The sequence below is a fragment of the Flagellimonas iocasae genome (assembly GCF_042682725.1).
In the GTDB taxonomy this organism is placed as follows: Bacteria; Bacteroidota; Bacteroidia; order Flavobacteriales; family Flavobacteriaceae; genus Flagellimonas; species Flagellimonas iocasae.
On sequence record NZ_JBHUHU010000001.1, the window covers coordinates 1080012 to 1103619 of the forward strand.

15 protein-coding genes are annotated in these 23608 nt (G+C 42.1%); 7 read left to right on the forward strand and 8 right to left on the reverse strand.

The features are described 5' to 3' along the window. Positions 1-164: 164 nt before the first annotated feature. The 5 genes from ACFSJE_RS04730 to ACFSJE_RS04750 all read right to left on the reverse strand — a co-directional run bounded on the left by ACFSJE_RS04730 (position 165) and on the right by ACFSJE_RS04750 (position 4816). Positions 165-1490 (reverse strand): PQQ-dependent sugar dehydrogenase, encoded by a 1326-nt coding sequence (locus ACFSJE_RS04730; protein WP_379829831.1) that lies wholly within the window; start codon positions 1488-1490, stop codon positions 165-167. A gap of 160 nt (positions 1491-1650) precedes the next feature. Then, positions 1651-2007, reverse strand: a complete 357-nt coding sequence (locus tag ACFSJE_RS04735; protein ID WP_379829832.1) for a cyclophilin-like fold protein — start codon at positions 2005-2007, stop codon at positions 1651-1653. Positions 2008-2217: 210 nt separating this feature from the next. Further along, positions 2218-3177 (reverse strand): alpha/beta hydrolase, encoded by a 960-nt coding sequence (locus ACFSJE_RS04740; protein ID WP_379829833.1) that lies wholly within the window; start codon positions 3175-3177, stop codon positions 2218-2220. Between the two features lie 101 nt (positions 3178-3278). Beyond that, positions 3279-3845, reverse strand: coding sequence for a DapH/DapD/GlmU-related protein (locus ACFSJE_RS04745; RefSeq protein WP_379829834.1), 567 nt, complete (start codon positions 3843-3845; stop codon positions 3279-3281). A gap of 101 nt (positions 3846-3946) precedes the next feature. Then, on the reverse strand, positions 3947-4816 hold the full coding sequence (locus ACFSJE_RS04750; protein ID WP_379829835.1) for a helix-turn-helix domain-containing protein: 870 nt from the start codon (positions 4814-4816) through the stop codon (positions 3947-3949). Positions 4817-4985: 169 nt separating this feature from the next. On the opposite strand from ACFSJE_RS04750, the gene ACFSJE_RS04755 reads away from it, so the two are divergent. Next, positions 4986-6077 carry a formylglycine-generating enzyme family protein gene (locus tag ACFSJE_RS04755; RefSeq protein WP_379829836.1) on the forward strand — a complete coding sequence of 364 codons (1092 nt, stop codon included), beginning with the start codon at positions 4986-4988 and terminating at the stop codon, positions 6075-6077. Positions 6078-6119: 42 nt separating this feature from the next. Here ACFSJE_RS04755 and ACFSJE_RS04760 read toward each other — a convergent pair whose 3' ends face one another. Beyond that, entirely contained in the window at positions 6120-7103 is a 984-nt protein-coding gene (locus ACFSJE_RS04760; RefSeq protein WP_379829837.1) for a bile acid:sodium symporter family protein, read from the reverse strand. A 189-nt stretch (positions 7104-7292) separates the two neighbouring features. Here ACFSJE_RS04760 and ACFSJE_RS04765 point away from each other — a divergent pair, with 189 nt between their 5' ends. The 6 genes from ACFSJE_RS04765 (at position 7293) to ACFSJE_RS04790 (ending at position 18428) form a co-directional block, all read left to right on the forward strand. Next, positions 7293-10091, forward strand: a complete 2799-nt coding sequence (locus tag ACFSJE_RS04765) for a triple tyrosine motif-containing protein (RefSeq protein ID WP_379829838.1) — start codon at positions 7293-7295, stop codon at positions 10089-10091. A 277-nt stretch (positions 10092-10368) separates the two neighbouring features. Next, positions 10369-13338, forward strand: a complete 2970-nt coding sequence (locus ACFSJE_RS04770; RefSeq protein ID WP_379829839.1) for a SusC/RagA family TonB-linked outer membrane protein — start codon at positions 10369-10371, stop codon at positions 13336-13338. Between the two features lie 10 nt (positions 13339-13348). Continuing rightward, positions 13349-14962 (forward strand): RagB/SusD family nutrient uptake outer membrane protein, encoded by a 1614-nt coding sequence (locus tag ACFSJE_RS04775; protein WP_379829840.1) that lies wholly within the window; start codon positions 13349-13351, stop codon positions 14960-14962. 37 nt (positions 14963-14999) lie between these two features. Further along, positions 15000-16841 (forward strand): hypothetical protein, encoded by a 1842-nt coding sequence (locus ACFSJE_RS04780; protein ID WP_379829841.1) that lies wholly within the window; start codon positions 15000-15002, stop codon positions 16839-16841. Between the two features lie 20 nt (positions 16842-16861). After that, a complete protein-coding gene (locus tag ACFSJE_RS04785; protein WP_379829842.1) occupies positions 16862-17167 on the forward strand; it encodes a hypothetical protein in 306 nt (101 codons plus the stop codon). 151 nt (positions 17168-17318) lie between these two features. Beyond that, positions 17319-18428 carry a glycoside hydrolase family 16 protein gene (locus ACFSJE_RS04790; protein ID WP_379829843.1) on the forward strand — a complete coding sequence of 370 codons (1110 nt, stop codon included), beginning with the start codon at positions 17319-17321 and terminating at the stop codon, positions 18426-18428. A 91-nt stretch (positions 18429-18519) separates the two neighbouring features. Here the strand turns inward: ACFSJE_RS04790 and ACFSJE_RS04795 are convergent, their stop codons facing one another. Beyond that, positions 18520-21813: a VCBS repeat-containing protein gene (locus tag ACFSJE_RS04795; protein WP_379829844.1), complete on the reverse strand. Its 3294-nt coding sequence runs from the start codon at positions 21811-21813 to the stop codon at positions 18520-18522. A 183-nt stretch (positions 21814-21996) separates the two neighbouring features. Then, a complete protein-coding gene (locus ACFSJE_RS04800) occupies positions 21997-23604 on the reverse strand; it encodes a RagB/SusD family nutrient uptake outer membrane protein (protein WP_379829845.1) in 1608 nt (535 codons plus the stop codon). Between the last annotated feature and the right edge of the window lie 4 nt (positions 23605-23608).

Below are 23608 nucleotides of genomic sequence, written 5' to 3' on the forward strand. Positions count from 1 at the left end.
AAGTTACGACTATGATAAATGCGGAGTATAATGAAAATCAAATCTAAAATTAAGAGAATCAAACCTTGATTTGATAGCGATACAGTTTGACGCATTTGAGCACAGAACCATCAAGGATTCAGTACTTAAAAAATAACGCTCTTTATGAGTAGTTGCAGCTTATCTTAAAGTCCAACACGGTATATTACCGCATTATCACCATCGGAAAGCGCATATAAGGAACCATCTGCTCCATCCAAAATATCCCTGAACCGACGACCTTCGCTTACCAACAATCGTTCTTCACCCACAACCACATTATCCTTAATGATCAATCGTACAACATGTTCACCACTCAAAGCTGCTAAAAACAGGTTGTTGGTCCATTCAGGAATCGCATTTCCAGCATAAAAATCCATACCGCTTGGCGATACTACCGGGTCCCAGTAATATACAGGTTGCTCCATTCCACTTTGTTGGGTTATGCCTGCCCCAATAGCCGCACCACTGTATTCCAAACCGTAAGAGATGGTGGGCCAGCCGTAGTCGGCGCCAGCTTCAATCAGGTTGATTTCATCCCCTCCCCTTGGACCCAGTTCTGATTCCCAAAGGTCACCGGTAATAGGATGAATGGCCAATCCTTGCACATTCCGATGTCCGTACGAATAAATTTCGGGGAGAACGCCTGTTTCCGATGTAAATGGATTACCGGCTGCAGGTTCTCCATCAGTGGTAATCCGCAATACCTTGCCCAAGGCAGCATCCAATTCTTGAGCTTCTGGACGAGTTATTGTACTGGACCGCTCCCCTGTGCTAACAAATAGATTTCCCTGTCCATCCCAAGCCAGTCGAGATCCATAGTGGAGTGTACTATCAAATTCTGGAATGGCGGTGTAGATTACTGTGGCGTCCTCTACTTGGTCTTCACTGTCCGAAAGTCTACCTTTTGCCACTGCAGTTGCGGTGCCACCAGGTCCGTTTTGGGAAAAGGTCCAATAAACCATTCTATTTTCATCAAAATTTGGGTCTATGGCCACATCCAAAAGACCACCTTGTCCTGCACTATTCACTGATGGAATACCTGTGATAGGCGCACTTACGCTCCCAGAAACGGAAACCAGACGCATATTCCCACCCTTTTCAGTCACTAAAATTCTACCATCGGGTAACTGGGCCATCCCCCAAGGATTGGTAAGACCCGTTGCAAAAACGGACACGGTATATTCGGTTTCCGTCTGGGCACCTGCGATTCTTGTTTGTCCTTCAAACGCAGGGGAATAATCCGCATTTGGGTCTGCCGTTTCCACAGGATCTAACGTTTCTTCGGGGGTTGATGGGTCGTCATCGCTATCATCATTTTCGTCGTCTCCGATTGTATCATCGTCGGAGCCTTGAGGTTCTTCAACATCCGGAGCTCCCGGGGCTTCACTGGAACTGCATGATAGTTGAATTCCCCCTACCATCAACAACAACAACACCAACCACACTATATTTTTTAGAAAATAATTCATAACAAATTGTTTTAAAGTAAGTTACCATTTTGTTTTCAACGAAAACCATAGTTTTGCTTTTTATCGGTAACAGACATGCTGATTTTGCTAAAACAGCTCAGAAGTTATGCTTTTGTGGCCGTTGGGGTTACTTGGTTTGAATAAACTTTTGACTGATATGCTATTCTTCAAGAATCTCAAAAGTTACTGGTTCGGTTGCTATTTTTTGAAGCTTTTCAATTCTGTTGCCATCTATCTCCCCTAATCGAATAAGCCCCAAAGAATAGCTGAAATCTTTATAAAAAATAGCAACATCACCCCATGGAGCGTAATAGGTGATATCTCCTTTTGAGGGTTGATATCCGCCTGGCGCCCCAACTTTGGTCAACTTTCTTTCCGGGTAAAAAATCTTCTCATTATTTGCATAATCTTCCAATTGTGTTGTAATTGGAAGCATGGAAATAAAATCCCGTGTGGTATCATTATCGTTCAAAGTTGCGGTTAGTTCAGTGTCTCCGAATGAGATTTTCAATTTCATATTTTTGATAGTTACCTGTTCTTTTAAAGGTCGATTTTCTATATGGGAAAACCAATACACCATTCCAAAAACGCCTAAAAGAATTGTCAAAAAAGTTACTCTTATCATTGTTAGTTTTTGAATTCCTTCTGTTTGGAGTTATTGTTTCATTTAAAAGTGCAAAAAAGTGCTACGATCAAAAGTCTGACCGCAGCACTAGCAACCAATTCTTTACAGATTATCTGAAAAGAACTTTTCCAACTTTTCAAAAGGAATCACATCCAATTGATCGTAAAGGTCAGTATGTACTTTTCCAGGAATGATCATTAATTCCTTGGGTTCGTTTGCTGCTTCAAAAGCGTCCTCACTAAAATATTTAGAGTGGGCATTTTCCCCAGCAATAATCAATACAGGTCTTGGAGAAATCTCTTTGATATACGTCATAATTGGCATATTCATGAGAGAAATTGGGGTGGTAACTGTCCAAGAACTGTTGGAGTTGATGGATCTTGGGTGAAAGCCCCTGTCTGTTTTGTAATAATCAAAATATCCTTTTACAAATTCAGGTTCATCCCCTTTGATTTCGTTCGGCAATCCAAGTCCTGATAAAGCTGCGGTTCCATTTTCTGCATCAACCCATCTTTGTTGGTTCATTTGTTCCAACATTTGGGTACGTTGCTCTGGTGTAGTGGAATCAAAGTAACCCTTTGCATTGACTCTGGACATGTCATACATACTTGTGGTAGCAACCGCTTTTACTCTTTTGTCAACCGCAGTCGCGTTCAAGGCAAAACCTCCGAAACCGCAGATTCCGATGATTCCCACCTTTTCACGATCTACATTTTGTTGCAGTCCCAAAAAGTCGATTGCTGCACTAAAATCCTCAGTATTGATATCCGGTGAAGCTACGTGTCTTGGCTCACCCCCACTTTCCCCTGTGTAGGAAGGATCAAAGGCCAACACCACAAAACCTCTTTCCGCCATTTGATTGGCATATAAACCTGACGCTTGTTCTTTCACCGCACCAAAAGGTCCACTAATGGCCAAGGCGGACAATTTTTCGCCTGCTGTATTTTTAGGAGTGTATAAATCTCCCGCTAACGTTATTCCATAACGGTTTTTGAATGTTACACTCTGTCTGGATACCTGATCACTTAAATCGAAGGTATATTGTTCTGCTGTTCTGCTCATATTGCTTAATTTTTGTTTTGAATTTGATTGACTGAATACTTGACTAAAAACAAGCACTGCAGCGATTGTAATAAATAGTATCTGTTTCATTTTTTTCATTTTTAAATTGATTTAACCACCTTGGCTGGAATACCCGCCGCTACAGTTCGGGCAGGAACATCTTTCGAGACCACAGCACCTGCCGCAACCACCGCATGTTCCCCAATTGTTACTCCCGGAAGAATGGTTGCTCCCGCTCCTATCCATGCATTTTGTTTTATATGAATGGGTTTTGCGATTAGAAACTTTCTGGATTCAGGTGCAATGGGATGTGTTTCGGACAAGAGATTTACTCGAGGTCCAATCATTACATTATCATCTATGGTAACGCCTCCCAAATCCAGTATTTGGCAATTCTGATTGATAAAGACGTTCTTGCCCAGTTTAATGTTCTTTCCGTAATTGGAACTGAAGGGGGTGTAAAGTGTAGTACTTTCATCTACCTGATACCCAACCAAAGTGCTGAGCTGTTTTCTGATATCACCGATAGTTTTGGATGAGTTCAGCTCCACTAAAATGGCCATGGCCCGTTCCGCTCCTTCGGCTAGTTTATAAAATTCAACTTCGTCAAATGAAAGTGCCACTCCCTTTTTTAGGCGTTGAAAGATGTTGTTAGATTCGTTTTCCATTGCCCATTTTCTTTGTTGTAAAAAGAATATGGCACAAAGGTATGGCTGGAATAGAGCCTCCAGATAACGATAATCACATCAAAAATTAAGAAATTCAAATATTAAGACCGAATGGCCTTGGGCGTGGTCCCTGTTAATCGCTTGAAATAGTTATTGAAATAGGTGGGATAGTCGAAACCGAGTGCATAGGCTACTTCGCTCACATTCCAATTGGTGTGTTGCAAAAGGGCTTTTGCTTCCGTAACAATTCGTTCCGAAATGTGGGTCGATGTAGATTTACCTGTTACTTCCTTGATGGATTTATTCAAATAATTCACATGCACCGATAGGTTATCGGCATAATCCTGAGGGGTGCGCAACTGTAAAGGACTATCCGCAGTCTCAATGGGAAACTGCCTTTCCAACAGCTCCAAGAACACATTGGTCAACCGAGAGGCCGCGCTCTGGTGCTGGGCGTAATTCTCGGAAGGTTGCATCTTCAGGGCTTCGTGAAGAATCAGGTGAATATAATTTCTAATTAAATCATCTTTAAGGGAATAGTCTGTTTGCTGCTCTTCAATCATTTTTTCAAAAATGGCATTCAAGAACAGTCTTTGGTTCTCGCTTATCTTCAATACCGGAGTACCTCCCAAACTAAACAAAGGTGATTTAAGAATACTGTCAGATCGTTCAGATAAATTGAGGAAATCCTCAGAAAACAAGCAGGTATAACCAACATACGAAGTAGAAATCGTCTCCCATGAATATGGGATGTGCGGATTCCCAAAAAATAGAATGGTTCCCTCTTGCTCAAAACTTCGATCAGAATAGTTGATGATACTTTTTCCAGTGGTCAAACAAATCTTGTAAAAGTCCTTTCGACTGTAAATCTTTGTGGCGCTATTATCCTCTTCAATCTTGAAAACGTTGAACCCTTTTAGCTTCAGCTCTTGGTTAAACGATGATACGGACCTTTGTGTTTTTGTTTGCATGATGCAAAGTTAAGAAAATCAAATCGACATAATGGTATCCGTGCTACCAAAAATCTACCTCTCCTTGGCTAAAAAGTCAGGTGGCAATCCACTTCAAATACAATTCAAAAATAATTGCATATTGTATATTTGATGGATGTTATGATACTGTTTTTACACTAAAAATAAGATGATCAGGATACCAAAATTAAAATTCGGGGGGTTGTTCTTCTTCATCCTTTTGATAGCTTCATCAAGCTGCAAAAAAAATATAGGCTCCACTAAAACTGCGGAATTGAAAGATTCCGTTGAAGTGAAAGCACCTTCCATGGAAGCTCCAGAGGGAATGGTCTGGATTCCGGGTGGAAATTTTGTGCAAGGTGCCGTTACCAATGACAAAATGGCCATGTCACATGAGCGTCCCGCGCATCGTGTTTCGGTTGATGGATTCTTTATGGATGAACATGAAGTGACCAACGCCCAATTTGCCGAATTCGTAAAGGAAACGGGGTATGTTACCGTAGCTGAACGCAAAATTGATTGGGAGGAAATGAAAAAGCAATTGCCCGAAGGCACGCCCAAACCCCACGATTCCATTTTGCAACCGGGTTCTTTAGTATTCAAAAAGACCAAGTCCAGTGTGCCAAATCTTTACGATTATTCCCAATGGTGGGAATGGAGGATTGGTGCTGATTGGAGCCACCCAAGTGGTCCAAACAGTTCTATTGATGGTAAAGAAAATGATCCCGTGGTACATATTGCCCTAGAAGATGCCTTGGCTTATTGCAAATGGGCTGGCAGAAGACTTCCTACGGAAGCGGAATGGGAGTATGCTGCAAGGGCAGGTAAAACCGACGCCTTGTTTTTCTGGGGTGATGATATTGACGTATTACAAAATTATGCCAATTCATGGGAAGGCGAATTTCCTGTCAATAACAGTCAAGAAGATGGTTATGAACGTTTGGCTCCGGTGATGAGCTACCCAAAAAACGATTTTGGACTTTATGATATGGCAGGGAATGTTTGGGAATGGACCAATGATTGGTACAATTCCAATTACTATACTGAGCTAGCAAACAAAAATGAGACTACCAAAAATCCAAAAGGTGCAACAAAGGCGTTCAACGCTTCAAACCCATATGCCATAGAAAAGGTCATCAAAGGAGGTTCATTCTTGTGCAGTGCTTCGTATTGTGCCAGCTACCGCATCAGTGCACGAATGGCCACCAGCCCCGATTCTGGAATGGAGCATCTTGGGTTTCGAACTGTACTTTCGCCTTAAATGCATTTGCTTCAACAATAAACGATTTGCCTGTTGATGGTATCACTGAGTGGGTTGCCGATTTCCAATGCGGGTAGCCATAATACTTATGATAAAAATCTGCGAAGCGTGAAAAAGCATTAGCGGAAGCAGAATGATTCCTATGGGCATAGTAGCTGGGAACAGAATCTTGGAAAACACGGTACCATGCACCAATGATTTTTTTGTCCCACAAAATTGGGCCGTTATTCGGTCTTCTCGATTAAACTGAAGTTTATCCGCAACCAATCCAATAACAAAATACACAAGAAAAAATAAGCCTAAAACACCCGCATAAATCAATAGAAAATCTTTCAAATCCACTGAACTGAAAACATTGTCCTCAAAGGAATGCACAAAGCTTTTGTAAATGATCAGCAAAATGACGGATTTATCAAAAAGCGTCAAATAAGAGCTGTAACGAGCTGCGTATTTCCCCAGATATCGATTCAACAATAGACCCAAAATCACAGGTAATAAAATTTCGGTGAGGAGTTTTAGATAAACGTCCAACAAATCAAAATCACCTGACCCCTGCTCCAAAAAGATACCCATCCAAAGTGGTGTGACCACAATTCCAATAAGTCCTGAAATACTTGCATTGAAAATAGCTGCCGGAACATTTCCTTTGGCCAAAGATACCATCACCACCGATGAAGAAACCGTTGAGGGTAAGGCTGCCATAAACAGAAAAGCCAGCCAGATGCTGCTATTTTCACCAGAACCCAAGAACGGGTAAAAGGTCAGAACCAGCAACGGAAAAAACAGAAAAACAGAAAGCTGTACCAAAAAGTGGAGTCGCCAATTCTTTAATCCCGTTTTTATTTTCTCCGGACTGAGTTTTAGACCATAGAAAAAGAAGATGAGCGAGATACCCACACTGGAAATCTGGTCCAAAGGAATCTTACTTTCCCTACCACCCAAACCGGGAAAAAAATAGGCCAACAATACCACTAGAATAATGGCCAGAACAAAGCGGTCCAATTTAATCCTGTTGATTATCTTCATATGCAAGATGGAATAGCGGAAAGTGCAATAAATACACCTTTCAAGGCGGCAAAGGTAAACTAAAGCAGGAAAAGAATCAGGCAATTCGTAGAGGCAGGGCTCTACTGATATCATTTCATTTTGGCCCAAACCCTTATTCTATTTTTCATATCTTCACAACATATTCGTACTCGTCAAAAACTAGTTGCATTGAGGCTTTCAATTCTTTTTTTTCTGGTAGGCTTCAGCGCGAATCTCTGTGCCCAAGAGTTGCCTCCTATTCAAAATTATACCCCAAAAGAATATAATGGGGAATATCAGAATTGGGGTATTTCGCAATCCAATTCTAGAAACATATATGTGGCCAACCACACCAGTCTTTTGGAGTTTGATGGAAACAAATGGCACAGTTTTAAACTTCCTACTTCATCCATAATCCGTTCGGTAATCGTTGTTGATGATAAAATCTATACGGGATCTTATAGAGAATTCGGATTTTGGAGCAAAGACGAAACCGGTCAACTGTTATACACCTCCCTTTCGGAAAGACTGGACAAGCCACTCTCTGAAGATGAGGAGTTTTGGGATATCCTTGCTTTGGACCATTGGGTGCTTTTTCAATCCTTGGACCGGATTTATATTTATGACCAACTGGAAGATAGTTTTAAAATCATAGAGGCGAATTCGGCCAAAGCCAATCTCAACTTGGTCAAGGATAAGGTTTATTTTCAAAAAGACAGGGAAGGACTCTTTACCATTGAAAACGGAGAGCCCATATTGGTAAATGACGCTACTGTTTTGACCAATACATCCATAATCGGCATTTATGATGTTGAGAATTACCTTTTGATTGTAACCGAAGATGCCCGATTTTACCAATATAATTTTGAATCCCTCACACCTTGGCCAACCGACTTGGATTCATTGAACATCACCTTATACAGCAGTATACGCTTAAAAGATGGGAGCTTTGTCCTTGGGAGCATATCCAATGGTTTTTATCATTTGACTTCGGATGGGCGGTTGCTCAGGAACATCAACCAAGCGAAGGGTCTCAACAATAATACCGTTTTATCCCTTTTTGAGGATGTAGATCATAATTTGTGGCTGGGGCTGGACAATGGCATTAGCGTGGTCAATCTCTATTCTCCTTTTAATGAATATGTGGATAAGCTCGGAAATATCGGTCTGGTCTATGCCGCGCTCAACCATGATGGCTATCTGTACCTTGGGACAAATCAAGGTCTTTTCTTTAGAAAAGAAGAGGGGGCTGAAGAATTTAGAATGATTCCCGGCACTGAAGGGCAAGTTTGGAATCTACAACTGGTAGACTCTACCGTTTTTTGCGGACATAACAGGGGCACTTTTGTGGTTGAGGGCAGTCGTGCGCAACAAATTTCCGATTTTCCAGGGACTTGGGGCGTGAAACCGATGCCCACTACTCCCAATCTTATCCTTCAGGGAAATTACAATGGTCTCAGTGTTTTGGAAAAAAATGCTGGGTCATGGAAACTCCGAAATACCATTGAAAACTTTAGTATTTCCAGTCGATTTTTTGAAATAGTAGACTCTTTGGAAATCGTTGTGAACCATGAACAAAAAGGACTTTATCATATTTTCTTGGACCCCAACTTGAAACGGGCTGAAAAGGTGATAAACGAGGAACCTGTTGGTCATAGCTCCAACATATTCAAATTTAAAAATCGATTGTACTATAAGACCTACGACGGTATTTACACCATAGAAAATGAGCTTGACAACATTTCTTTGGATAGTACATTGACCAAGATGGTTTTTGTTGAAAATGAGAACCCTATTAGCATTGTAATACCAGATACTATTCAAGAACGGTTATGGTTTTTTACCGAAAACGGCATAAAATATATTACGCAGAGCACGTTGAGTGGAAAATTGAGTGTGAATTATGTTCCCATGTCGAGCACGCTTCGGAGCAACCTTGGGGTTTCGGGGTTTGAAAACATTTCCAGAATCTCAGAGAACAAATACCTTATTGGTAGCTCAAATGGGTACGTAACATTAGATTTGGACAACGTAACTCCAATTGAAAACACGATTAAAATCAACCATGTTTTTTATGGAGATTACCCTAATTTGTCCACCAGAATTCCAACGCAATCTATTGGTGAGTTCTCCTATACCAACAACAATGTAAAATTTGAGTATAGCGTACCAGAGTTTGATAAATACACGGAAGTAAAGTACCAATATAAGTTGGAAGGCATTTACGATGAGTGGAGCGAATGGGATGAAATTCCGGAGACCACATTCAACAATTTGTCTTTTGGGGAATACACTTTTAGAGTTCGGGCCATGGTAGGAAACTCCGCGACCGAAAATACGGCTTCTTACCAGTTTTCCATTGCACGACCTTGGTATTGGTCCATCAGCGCAATTATTGCCTATATCCTTGCATTGTGTCTCATCTTTTTTCTGATACATAGACTTTACAAAAGGTATTACCGTAAAAAACAAGAAACGCTGATTCTTAAAAATCAAAAGGAATTGGAGCGTCGGGAGCTTCAAGAAAAAGAGCGCATTGCACAAATACTTAACGACAAGCTTCAAGATGAGATTGAAAACAAAAACCGGGAGTTGGCCATTTCCACTATGAGCATCCTAAAAAAGAACAAATTCCTCTCGCAGTTAAAATCGCAGTTGAACACCGTTACCGACAAAGGCAAGAGCATAAAAACGGTAATTAAGGAAATAGACCGCAATATCAACAGCGAAGATGACTGGAAATTCTTTGAAGATGCCTTCAACAATGCCGACAAAGATTTCCTCAAAAGAATAAAGTCAAAACATGAGGACCTTACCAATAATGATTTAAGATTATGTGCATATTTAAGGTTGAACCTCTCTTCGAAAGAAATAGCGCCACTCCTCAACATATCGGTAAAAAGCGTTGAAATGAAGCGGTACCGACTCCGTAAAAAATTCAATTTACCGCACCAGGACAACCTTACCGATTACATTTTAAACTTTTAGAAGAACTCTACCTTCAACCACTACGTACTCTACAAATCCTAAAAACACCTCTACATCAACTCTACTTTTGTGTTTTTAGACTCAATTCAACTACCTCACATCAAATTTTAACAAAACCCCGTAATATTTATAATTCCATAGGTTTCGAAGCCTTATTATGCGAAATAGTCAATTTTTAGCCATATAATTTAATGATGTAGGTTTTTTATAGAGGTGCATCCTTTGTTAAGAATACGTTAAGCCATCTATTTTTACCCTCAATTAAAATCGCTCTAAAATGAGATATGGCTTAATAAAATTAATGGTGTTCCTATGCACAGCGTATGGATTTTCTCAGACAAAGACCGTTACAGGTACTGTATCTGATGCTACCGGACCAATACCCGGAGTAAATGTGCTGGTAAAAGGAACCACTAATGGCGTGGTAACCGATTTTGACGGAGAGTTTACCCTAGAGGATGTAGCAAGCGACAATACACTTGTGTTCAGCTATATTGGTTTTGAAACACAAGAGGTCCTAGTGGGCGGCCAAGATGTATTCAACATTGTGCTCACGGAGGACACACAGAACCTTGATGAGGTCATTGTGGTCGGTTATGGTACCCAAAAGAAAAGTAATGTTGTGGGTTCCGTTGCCAGCGTTGAAGTTGAGGAAGCCACCAGCGTACCTACCACCAATGTATCGGAAATGCTGCGGGGTAGAGCTGCGGGTGTTCAGGTGAACTTGGGCGATGCCCGCCCCGGAGGTAACTCCAACATCGTTATTAGGGGTAATGTTTCCGTGGCTCCCAATGGTAACTCCCCATTGATTATTGTGGACGGTTTGCCTTTTGATAATCTAAATGATGTTGCTCCGGATGATATCGCAAATATTGAAATCCTAAAGGATGCTTCATCTACCGCTATCTACGGTTCCAGAGCATCTAATGGTGTCATCTTGGTCACCACCAAAACCGGAAAATTGGGAAAAGTGAGCATTGACTACCATGGATATACCACAGTGCAAACCCTCACCAAAAATTTTAACCAATACGATGGGCAGCAATTCATAGACCTTAGAAGGGAGGCCAATAGAAATAGATTCACCGGCGCTTATATAAGTGATGAGAACATCTTCTCCCCATTTGAATTGGAGGCCATTGAAAACAAAAACTTTGTGGATTGGGAAGACTTGGTACTTCGCGATGCCGTAATTCAAAGCCATTCCTTGAGCTTCTCTGCGGGTAGCGAAAAAACCAAAGTTTACTCCAGTGTCAATTACTTCACTCAGGAAGGTATCATCCCTAATTCAAGTTTTAACAGGGGCACCTTTAAGTTGAACATCGACCAAAAATTGACCGATAAGCTCCTGTTCCGCGGAATTATCAACTATCAGAATGCAACACAAGACAGGGAGACCGGAGGTCTAAATTTCACCACCATTACCCCACTGGCCAAACCATTTGATGATGAAGGCGAACTTGTGAAGTTCTATTTAGGCCCATCAAACACCGCTGTTAACCCATTGTGGGACCAGAGAGAATCAACGGATGACACAAAAATAAACCTCACCGACATCAACCTAAGCTTAGTGTATGACATTACATCCAACCTCAGCTATACGTTAAAAACCTTCCTTAGAAACAGAAATACCAACAGAGGTTTGTATCGCACTTCCTTGCATTCTGGCGGGGACGAAGGTATTGATGGACTTGGTGTGCTGTCCAACACGCTTTTCAAGCAGGTGCTTGTAGAAAACATTGTGGACTACACTCCGAAAATCAATGACAATCATGATCTAAACCTAACATTTGTTCAGGCTTTTGATGAGCAAAGCAATGAGTACACCCAACTAGACAAGTCAGGTTTCACCAATGATGCGTTGCTTTATAATGGAAACGCCACTACCCTGCTCAATAATTTCAGGGATGTTTCCCAACGAAGATTACTTTCCTTTTTGGGAAGGTTGCGTTACGGATATCTAGATCGATATCTTTTGGAAGCCACCGCTCGGGCTGATGGTGCCTCTGTATTTGCCGAGAACAACAAATGGGGATTCTTCCCAGCCGTCTCTGTGGCTTGGAAAATGCACAACGAGCCCTTTATGCAGAATTTGGATGCCATCAATGAGATGAAATTCAGGGTAAGTTATGGTGCCACCGGAAACCAAGGAATCAATCCATTGGAATCCTTGGGCGTGGCAGATGATCGTCCTTATGTATTTGGTGACCAAACCGTAGCGGGTGCAACTGCGTCTTCCCGTTTGCCCAACCCCAATCTAAAATGGGAAACCACTGCCACATTGAACACTGGTGTGGATTTTAGATTGTTCAACAACCTTTTTGAAGGAACGTTTGAATACTACAAGGCCAACACCACTGATTTGCTCTTGGACCGCTCCATTGCAGGAACCACTGGTTTTAATGTGATCAGATTCAACGTAGGGGAATTGGAAAATCAAGGCGTTGAGGCCACGTTGACCACAAATTTTATTCGCAAGGATGATTTTAAATGGTCCTTGGGATTGGTGTTCTCCAGAAACCGAAACAAGGTGATTTCTCTTACCGGGGAATTGGATGATGACGGAAACCAAATCGATATTACCGACACATTTGGAAGAAGGTTGTCCGTAGGACAATCCATCAACAATATTTGGTTGCCCAAGTATGACGGTATCTACCAAGAAGGTGATGATATTGCCAGCTCTGGAAACCCACTGGCCCAGCCTGGAGACGTTAGGGTAATCGACCAAGACGGAAACGGCCAAATTGATGACAGGGATAATGTATTTACCAATACAGACCCTGATTGGTACGGTTCCATCACCAATACCATCAGCTATAAAAACTTTGACCTGTTCGCCGATATTTATATTGTGCAAGGCGCTACAAGATTGAATCCTGTTCTTGCAAACGGTGAACTTTGGAAAGGGGCCATAAACGGCATCAGGGCTAAATACTACACCCCTGAATACCCATCAACCGAATATCCAAGACCAAAACCAGACACACATTTGCACCTGTTCCCCTTTGCAGTGCGGGATGCTTCCTACGTGCGTTTACGAACGTTGACCCTTGGGTACAATGTACCAAAGAGGACCTTCTCAAAAATAGGATTGCAAAATGCCAAGGTCTATGTTACTGGAACCAATCTGTTCACGTTCACTGATTTTAGATCGTACAGTCCAGAACAAAACCCAGTAAATGGATTTGAAACCGCTTTCCCAGAGACCAGAAATATTACCCTAGGTGTCAAATTAGGATTTTAAAAAAATTGATATGAAAAATATGAACCTTTATTTATTATCAAAAAGACTCTTTACAATGGTGGCTGCCATTGTAGTGCTCTCTTCCTGTGAAAAAGATTTCTTGGAAGACAAATTGCGTTCAGATACTTCGGTGGATTTCCTATACACAACACCCGAAGGTCTGGAATCTGCCGTGGTAGGACTCTACAGTCTTAACCGGGAAATCTACCAAGACCTCAGCTTAAATGGGACCTATCCGTTGATTCTTCAAGCCAAAAGTGACTTGGGTGTAGGGATAACCGGAGAAGTATCATTGTACAGCAGATTGCTTTGGGGCGCCAGTTTGGGCGATTTTGGAACCACTTCTGGAATCAATGCGCATTGGGTGCACCACTACCGAATTGTAGACCGCTGCAACGCAATCATAAAAGGTGCAGAAAACTTGGAGGGCATTGATGAAAGCCGTAAAAATCAAATATTGGCCGAAGCCATGTGCATGAGGGCCAACGCTTATTTTTCACTCTACAGACTTTTCAACAATATCTATATCACCACTGAACCTACAACTCCTGAGAATGCATTCGATGTCCCTCAGGACAAGTCTTCCGTTGAAGAAATTTTTTACCTACTACGGTCCGATTTGGATTTTGCCATCGATAATTTGGACTACAATCCAGAGCAATTTGGACGATGGGGACAGGGAGCTGCCAGACACCTTAGGGCAAAAGTGGCCATGTGGGAAGAGGATTGGACCGAAGCCGCTGCTCAAGCTGATGCCATCATTACCAGTGGCAATCACAGTTTGGTACCTACCGAAGAGGTATTCGCTGGCGAATTGGACCATTCCGAAACACTTTTCGCTATCAATTTTGAAAGGGAAACCATTGGAGGCGGAAGTCAACACATTATGAACTGGAACATGGTCTCAGCCTATTCTGATGCCCCAGGTTTGGTTCAATCTGTGGAAAATGGTGGTGCAGGTGCCGGTTTTATCTCGTTGAACCAATACACCATCGACCTCCTCAATGAAGACCCCAATGATAAGCGCAGAAACAATACCTATTACATCTTTGAATATGCCTATAATGATGAAAGTGGACTTCCAGCAGGAAAGGAGTTGGGTGAACCGTTAGACTTGTATGAAAACAGCCCAACGGACCAAAACGAGTTTATGCTGTACTACAGAAGACAAAACCCGGGCATATTAAAGTTTTTTGATGAAACCGTTGAACCAACAGATAGAAACCACTTCAAAAATATTATGATCTACCGATTGGCCGAAACCTATCTCATTGGTGCGGAAGCCCACATGATGTTGAACAATACCCCTAAAGCATTGGAGTATCTCAATGATGTTAGGGAAAGAGCCAACACTGCTCCGGTAAACACCATCGACCTACAGGCCATTTTAGATGAGAGGGCACGCGAATTGGCCTTTGAAGGACAACGCTGGTATACCCTGAAAAGAACCGGAAAATTGTTCGAATTCCTGTTGGATCACATGAACAATGACAACATGAATGAGTCCTATCCAGAAGGTAATCCAAAGGTTTTGCTTCGGGAATATATGGAGAATTGGCCCATTCCGCAGCAGCAAATGGACCTTTTGGGCCCTAATTATCCTCAAAATGAAGGATACAACTAACCTCAGCACAACGAAAGATTAATTAAAACAGAAAGAAATGAACAAGTATAGAACAAACCACAAAACATCACGTTCAAGATTGCCTTTCCTCTCGTTATTCGTTGCGTTGGGCATATTGGGCACTATACTTTCCTGTGAAATCGAGGATGACACACCTCCTCCATCCGCATATGTGGCCCCAGAGCCACAGCCGGAACCGGAGCCGGGTGAAGATTGTACTTTTTCTACCATTGTTCCTGAAATTGCCGATGGCATTGACTTTGAGTGCGGTGGCCCAGAGGTTGAATTCTTTGGTGAAAAGGATGGGTCGTTTACGCTCGACTTCGTGGAAAATCCAGATGCATCTGGAGTAAACACCTCTGAAAATGTAGTTCAATATGACCAAACTGATGGTGTAGAACCATGGGCCGGCTTTTTCTTTGACTTGGCCAGCAAGGTCGATTTCACGGTAATGCAGACCGTCAATATTAAGGTATATGCTCCAGCAGCGGACCAAATCGTCCTTTTGAAGTTTGAGGATAGTGCAGACGGTTCAATTTCCAAAGAAGTACAGGCAGTAACCACTGTGGCCAATGAATGGGAAGAACTTTCCTTTGTTTTTTCACCCAGTGATTCGGACAAATTTGATAGGTTGGTGCTCTTCTTTGACTTCAACGGTCCAAAAGATGCGCCATCCACCCATTACTTTGATGATATCGTGATGAGTGAAGGTGGCGAAGTGGAAGAACCTGGTGAAACCGGCGAGCCTTCTACCGCTGCACCTGCTCCCACTATTGACCCATTGGAGGTTATTTCGCTCTTCAGCGATGCTTATACCAATGTAACAGTGGATACTTGGAGAACAGATTGGTCCGATGCTACGTTGGAAGACATCACAATTGATGGCAACGCTGTGAAAAAATATAGTGAATTGAGTTTTGTGGGAGTGGAAACCGTGGCCAATCAAATTGATGCCACTGGTATGACCCATTTCCATACCGATATTTGGACGGCGGACGCCACTGAATTTAGAATTAAATTGGTGGATTTTGGATCAGATGGCGCTTTTGATGGTGGCGATGACACCGAACACGAGATTGTTTTTGAAAACCCAACCCAACAAGAATGGGTGAGTTTGGACATTCCGTTATCAAATTTTACTGGTTTGACAACGCAAGCGCATATCTCGCAGTTTATTTTTGTAGGTGCACCCTCAAAACAGAACACGGTTTATGTGGACAACGTTTTCTTCTACAACGAAGCGGGTGTGTCTACCCAACCAACCTCCGGAGCACCTGTGCCCACCGTACCTGAAGCGAACGTGATTTCCGTTTTTAGCGATACGTACACCAACGTAGCCGGAACGGACTTTAACCCTGCATGGGGTCAGGCCACAATTGTCACGCAAGAGGATATTGCTGGGAACAACACCTTGAAATATGAAAACTTGAACTATCAGGGAACACAGTTTGCCGCTCCTCTTGATGTTTCAGGAATGACCATGCTACATGTGGATTATTGGACTCCCGATTCGTCCACACTGAACGGTTATCTCATCAGCACTGGACCTTCGGAAACGCCCCATTCTTTTGACATTACCACAGGGGAATGGGTAAGTGTTGATATCCCTTTGACCGAGTTTTCAAGCGTGGTGGACTTAACGGATGTGATACAATTGAAATTTGATGGAAACGGAACCATTTACCTCGACAATATCTACTTCTACAATCCGCCCGCTACAGAACCTACGGTTGCAGCGACCAACCCAACGGTTCCTGAAGCAAACGTAATATCCTTATTCAGCGATGCCTATACCGATGTGCCTGTGGATACCTGGAGAACAGATTGGTCTGTAGCCACTTTGGAAGATATTTCTGTGGAAAGTAATGCCGTTCCTTAAACTTCGTTGGAATTGAAACCGTGGCCAATCAAATAGATGCTTCTGGAATGACCCATTTTCATACGGATGTTTGGACGGCGGACGCTACCGAAATCAGAATAAAACTGGTAGATTTTGGAGCAAACGGTGCCTTTGATGGTGGTGACGATGTGGAACATGAAATTACGATTTCTAATCCAGAGCAAGGTACATGGATATCCTTGGATATTCCACTAACCGACTTTACCGGATTGACCACACGTGCCAATATTGCACAACTCATCTATGCAGGGCAACCTGCAGGCTCCATGACCATTTTTGTGGACAATGTATATTTTCATAATTGATTCAAATCCAAAACAGATAGTTGCAGATGTGTTTTGGTTTAAGTTAGCTAGTTAGTCATCGGAAGGGCTTCTACCCTTAGGGGTAGAGGTCCAAATCCCAAAAAATGCCATGAAAAAAATCAATAGAAATTTTGTTTATCAAATCTTTAAAATGAATTTATTCAACATATCCCTTTTGACCTTGGCTTTAGTGCTCTCCTGTAGCTCAGAGGATGCTGAATCCAATACAATTCCTTCAAACTTAACGGTTGATATAACCATCGTTGGCTCCAATGAGCTAAATCCCAATGGAGACGGTTCTGGAAGAATCCAAGTGGCCGCATCAGCCACAAATGCTACCAGATACGCTTTTCGCTTTGAAAATGGGGACCAAATCGATAGTTCAACGGGAACCTTGGAGCACACTTTCACCCAAGATGGCACCCACTCCTACGCTGTGGTGGCATGGGCTTATTCTGAAACCGGTGACTTTGTGACCCAAACCGTAAACATTGAAGTGTTCAAATCGGACCAAGCGTTTGCAACGTTGATTTTTTCAGATGAATTTGAATATGATGGAAGTCCAGATTCCGAAAAGTGGTACCACCAAGTCATTCCACCAGACAATGGAAATTGGCACAACAATGAGCTTCAACATTACACCGATAGACCAAAAAATTCAAATGTAAGTGAGGGTACTTTGAAAATAAAAGCCTTTAAAGAAGATTACACTGCCAGTGGTTCTACAAAAGCTTATACCTCCGCCAGATTGAACGCCAAAATTGCATTCACGTATGGCAAGATTGAAGTTCGTGCGAAACTCCCAAGCTCTGCCGGTACTTGGCCTGCTATTTGGACCTTGGGTGCCAGTGTAAATGAATTGGGTAATTACTTTGGTGACCAATATGGTAGCGTTGGATGGCCGCTAAGTGGTGAAATTGACATCATGGAACAGACAGGATGGGATAAAAACATCATCATTTCACATTATCACTGGGGCGACCTCAACACCGAAGTATACCATGATGAGGGAGGTGAACTACCCATCACCAATGCCTCTTCGGAATTTCATGTCTATACCATGGAATGGAATAGTACCAGCATTAAAACGTATGTGGATGACATCTTGATCTATGAATTTTCAAATTCATCCAACAAACCCTTCAATCAAGAGCATTATTTAATCTTGAACGTTGCCATGGGAGGTAATCTTGGTGGAGACGTCCCGGATACCTTTACCGAGGATACCATGGAAATCGACTACGTAAGGATTTACCAATAATACTTATCCTTATAAGGTTGCCGCATCCATTTCTAAGACAATTTGAAATGGGTGCATGCAGCTTTGCTGAAAATCCAAGTGCTGTAAGATTTTAACCTCCTATGCGAACATACTGCATATAATCATTGTTCTTGGCTACCAAGATATAGGGCTTTCCATGTGCTGTGATCATGGCCATATCCTTTACATCTCCCGGAACAAAAAAGCCACTTTCGCTTGCGGCAGTCGGTATTAAACCGCCCTTTCCATCACCTTTTAAAAATATTCCATAACCTGCATCGTTCCGTGGTGTTTCTACTTCTGAGGCAAATAAGTTACCGGCCAAGAGGGCATCCAAATGACCATCGTTGTCATAGTCATCCACCAAAATTCTGTTCACGCTTGAAACTTGGGCCTCCATTGGGAGTACATGAAGAATAAATTTTCCATCACGGTTTTCCATATAACTACTGGCAAAGGATTTTACTTGGTAGTGCAATGATTTTTCCAATTTTTCCGTGCCGTAGACTTCTTGCAGGGTTGCTGTTGAAAAACTTTGGTAGTTCTTGAATTTATCCTTTATCCCTGGAATTTGCTGTGAGGAACATTCTCTACCCCTAACTGGATATTGCTCACCTTGATTGTAGTATCCCAAAACAATATCCCCTTTTCCGTTTTCATCAAAATCATCAAAATAAATATCGAAGGTCTCTTCTTCCTTGGCCTTGTATTTATAATTGAGGCCATTATTGCCCAAGATATAGTCCATATCCCCATCGCCATCAAAATCTCCTTCCTGTATGCTCCACCACCAACCTCTTGTCGCTTCAGTAAGTCCCATTTCTTCTGAAACGTTCCTGAAACTCCCTTGGTAATTCTTAAAAATGGTAATAGGCATCCATTCACCAACAATGATGATATCCAACCAACCATCCTTGTCAAAATCGGTAATGGAGGCACCAGTGGCCATACCCAAGTTGGTCAATAGTTCGGTTATTTGGGATGAGAAATGCTCAAACTTCGGTTTTCCATTCTCTCCAACATTTTTAAGGAGGTAGCTGGAAGCGGCGTTGGGATAATTCCCTGGGGTTTGTCTACCAAGGACCAAAATATCCTGCTTGCCATCTTTATCAAAATCTTCAGCGTACACCTTGGAACCACTGGTCAACATTTTGGGAAGAACTCCACTGGAAGCCTTCGTCAATTGACCCTTACCATCATTTAGATACAGTCTATCCTGCAGCTCAGCTGCATTTGGTGAAAATTCATATCCTCCACTTACTACGTACAGATCGTTGTCTCCATCCATATCGGCATCAAAAATGACTGCACCAATATCCTCCGAAGTTTTGTCCTTTTCCAAAACAGGCGCCTCAACGGAATCAAAACCATCGTCTGTTTGCAAGAAAATTGTGCCCGGAAATCCGGAAGCACCACCCACAAAATAATCATCCTTTCCATCGTTATTCAAATCGCCCACGGCAAGAGCAGGTCCAAAAGTGGACATTTTATGGGGTAGCAGTACCTGAGTTGAAAAATCATCATTATAATTTTCTTTGTGCCTGAATACTGGGAAAGACCCTTTGTTAAATGAATCGAAGATCGTCTTCTTCGTTGACTCCGCTTTTTCAGATGCAACTACGGCATCGTTATAATCCAACGTTACTATTTGGTTGACGTCAATTTCACGCATCACCTGTTCTTTTCCATCATCCCAAACAATTTTAAGCTCATCAATCTTAGGGGCATTCCCTAATCCAAAATAGAGCTGCGGGGCAACTGATGACTGAAAACCTCGAGATAGTGTCATCTCCTGTAATTGGGTCTGTTGGTTGGTTGTAACATAAACCCTGGTACCCAAACCGAATGAATTTCCTTTTTTCCCTTTAAATTGAAGGGTGATATGATTGTTGATGGCACTGCTTTTATTTTTGAAAACCGAAGCTTTATCATCCAAATTATTGGTCACCACTTCTAAATCACCATCATTATCCAAATCCACATAAATGGCTCCGGTGGAGAACCCTTCAAATTTGATGTTCCAATCCTCATTCATCTTCTTAAAGGTCATGTCGCCATTGTTTTTGAACATAAAATTGTCCATGCGTTCAGAGGGAATACTGAGGGATAGGTTCAGGAATTCGTTTCGTTTTCCTTCCAGGTCATCAAAATAATCGTGGTTACTGACTTCCCTACGGGTTCCATTGGAAACAAAAAGGTCTTTATAGCCATCATTGTCGAAGTCGGCAAAGAGTCCACCCCATGTCCAATCGGTTGAAGACACGCCTGCCATTCTGGACACATTATTGAAATACGGAATGTTGTTAAAAAAGACTCCTGAGTTCAGTTGTAGGCAATTGTGCATATACTGATAATGAAAACCTGACCGCACCGTACTCCAGAAAAGCTCGGGGTTCATACTTACCATATTGGCTTTTTGCCTTCGGTTGATAGGAGAATCCATATCTGGTTGATACACATCCAGGTTACCATCATTATTGACATCGGCCACATCAATACCCATCCCATAAAAAGCTGTGTGACCCGTACTTTGGCGTAAAACATCTTTAAAGGTGCCATCCCCGTTGTTCAGATATAAGTAATCCGGAGTGCTAAAATCATTGGAGATGTAAATGTCCGGCCAACCATCGTTGTTTAAATCGCCCACCGTAGTCCCCAAGGTGAGACCGTAATTGGCAATACCCGCCTGCGCAGAGACATCGGTAAATGTTGTGCCGTCATTTCTATAGAGATGGTCCACTTCCTGATAGGTGTGGTTTTTCATTTTATGAAGGTAATAGGCATTGGGTGAATTAAAATTGGCAGGGGGATAATTCCCTACATACAAATCTAAATCGCCATCTTTATCAAAATCAAAGAATGTGGATTGAATGCTATTTCCCGCATCCGCCACTCCGTAGGTAGCCGCTTTTTCGGTAAAGGTCCCATCCCCATTGTTTATGAACAATTGGTTGTTGAATGGTGGGAACTTACCACTGACGGAGCAATAAATGTCTAAAAGACCATCATCGTTGATGTCGGCCATGGTAACGCCAGTGTACCATCTACCATCACCGGCAACACCGGCCTTTTCGGTAATATCCTCAAACTTGAGATTGCCCTTATTCAGATAGAGCTTGTTGGAAACTTGATTTCCTGTAAAATAGAGGTCTACCAATCCATCATTATTGATATCCCCGGCAGCCAACCCTCCTCCCATGTACAAATAGGAGTAAGTAAAATAATTAAGGGCGTGTGATTCTGTGAGGTTGTTTGAAAATTCTATGCCTGTTATGTTGGATGGCAACGTTTCAAATATTTTGCCATCAATGGGCGCTTCTTCCTTTTTTGCACAGGAATGCAATAGAAGTGTCAAACCAAAAAAAAGTGTCAGAAATCGTCCCATACTACCGTGATTATCAGATTGGGTAACAGATTAATACTAGAATTTACTAAAAATTTCAGGAAACAAGTAAGTCTAGATGAGTTTTTGTATCAACTGGAAAAAGAAAGCCAAAGAAGACAATTCGTCTTCCTTGGCTTCATAACTAACTCAAACTAACTTTAAATAATACAAAACGCTAATTGTTTAATATCCTGGGTTTTGGGTCAGGTTAGGATTGGTCTCCATCTGACTCAACGGAATGGGGAAAATTTCCCTGTAATCTCCATTAGGTGTGTGAGAAAACCATGATTTGGTGGTATAAACCCCAAAACGAATCAAATCTTGTTTTCTGTGATGCTCTCCCACAAATTCCCATGCCAGTTCGTCCAAGAATCGTCCATATTCTATGTCATCGCCACCTTCTAGGTTAGTGATCACTCCATCTTCCTGTACGCCATATTGATAGATACTTCCACCCATAAGCTCGGCTCCGGTAACAGCTGCCTTTGCAGGGTCAGTATCTTTAAATGCCCTGGCACGAACGTCGGTGACAATGGCAGCGGCTTCATCTGGACTGCCGGTCCTTAGCAAACATTCAGCCTTGATCATAAGGGCATCGGTATATCTGTAGAAAGGCACATCGTTGGATGTAGTTCCTACGTCTCCTGCTCCTATTTCGTAACGTACAAATCGATAACCATCCGCATCGTCTGCCTCGTTCACATTCTTGATATAGTTGATATAATCCAATTGGGAATTGGGATCATCTGGGTTTAACAACAAGGGATCACCTGAACTCGTAAACTGTGGACCTCCCAACCAAGTATCTTCCAAACGCTGATCATCCTCATCATAGGTATCTATAAACTGCGGAATGGCGGCACTACCTCCCCATGGCGAACCAGAAAGGTCAAAAGTAGCCCTACTTGATCCCAACAGTGCTTTATAGGCCAAATACGAGCCAGAAGCATTTATTTGATCAAATGGAATAGCATAAATTGTCTCGGGAAGGTTTTGATTTTCAATGGCGAAAATATCTGAGAAATCCCCTGCCATTGAGAACAATCCACTATCAATGATATCCTGTACTTCATCAAGCGCATCATCCCATCGTGGTGTGCCGATATATACTTCGGAATTTAGATACATTTTGGCCAAGGTCATTTTGGCACCCCAATAAGTGAAACGACCATATGTAGCTCCGCTTTTATCCTGGCTCAATAATGGCAAGGCATCAGTAAGCTCTTGAATGATAAAATCATAGACTTCTTGATTCGACGCTTGTTCTGGTAAAAATCCTTCTGGCACATCAAATTGTGTTACCAATGGAATGTTTCTGAAGTTATCGTACAAAATGTAATAGCAAAGTGCACGTAATGCCTTCATTTCGGCTATGTAGTTTTCAACACCTTCACCTTCCAATTGCTCCAATTGAAGAATGGCTTTGTTGGCATTATTTATGGCCCTGTAAGATCTAAACCACAATGACTCTATGTGACTAGTCCCTGGTCCCCAAGTGTGTTGGTGCATCAAAATATATTGTGCACCCCAACCGATATTGGTACGTCTTGGTGTAACATAAAGGTCTGAAGACTCTTCATAGACATCAAAAAGTCCTTCCCACTCCCAATAAATACCTCTCATGTTGGCGTACGGAGTGGCCACAATTAGGTTAAGGTCGTCAGCGGTAAAGACGGTTTCTTCGGCAAGAATTTGACTGTAAACCGTTTCCTCCAAATCGGTACAACCAGCACCTAAAGTACAAAGTGCCATTGTAGCGAGTATCCATTTTTTTGTTTTATTATATTTCATCATC

Bases quoted from the DNA above. Each gene is read 5' to 3' on its own strand.
- ACFSJE_RS04730 (WP_379829831.1), bottom strand. From the start codon at position 1,490: ATGAATTATTTTCTAAAAAATATAGTGTGGTTGGTGTTGTTGTTGTTG.
- ACFSJE_RS04735 (WP_379829832.1), bottom strand. From the start codon at position 2,007: ATGAAATTGAAAATCTCATTCGGAGACACTGAACTAACCGCAACTTTG.
- ACFSJE_RS04740 (WP_379829833.1), bottom strand. From the start codon at position 3,177: ATGAGCAGAACAGCAGAACAATATACCTTCGATTTAAGTGATCAGGTA.
- ACFSJE_RS04745 (WP_379829834.1), bottom strand. From the start codon at position 3,845: ATGGAAAACGAATCTAACAACATCTTTCAACGCCTAAAAAAGGGAGTG.
- ACFSJE_RS04750 (WP_379829835.1), bottom strand. From the start codon at position 4,816: ATGCAAACAAAAACACAAAGGTCCGTATCATCGTTTAACCAAGAGCTG.
- ACFSJE_RS04755 (WP_379829836.1), top strand. From the start codon at position 4,986: ATGATCAGGATACCAAAATTAAAATTCGGGGGGTTGTTCTTCTTCATC.
- ACFSJE_RS04760 (WP_379829837.1), bottom strand. From the start codon at position 7,103: ATGAAGATAATCAACAGGATTAAATTGGACCGCTTTGTTCTGGCCATT.
- ACFSJE_RS04770 (WP_379829839.1), top strand. From the start codon at position 10,369: ATGAGATATGGCTTAATAAAATTAATGGTGTTCCTATGCACAGCGTAT.
- ACFSJE_RS04775 (WP_379829840.1), top strand. From the start codon at position 13,349: ATGAAAAATATGAACCTTTATTTATTATCAAAAAGACTCTTTACAATG.
- ACFSJE_RS04780 (WP_379829841.1), top strand. From the start codon at position 15,000: ATGAACAAGTATAGAACAAACCACAAAACATCACGTTCAAGATTGCCT.
- ACFSJE_RS04790 (WP_379829843.1), top strand. From the start codon at position 17,319: ATGAATTTATTCAACATATCCCTTTTGACCTTGGCTTTAGTGCTCTCC.
- ACFSJE_RS04795 (WP_379829844.1), bottom strand. From the start codon at position 21,813: ATGGGACGATTTCTGACACTTTTTTTTGGTTTGACACTTCTATTGCAT.
- ACFSJE_RS04800 (WP_379829845.1), bottom strand. From the start codon at position 23,604: ATGAAATATAATAAAACAAAAAAATGGATACTCGCTACAATGGCACTT.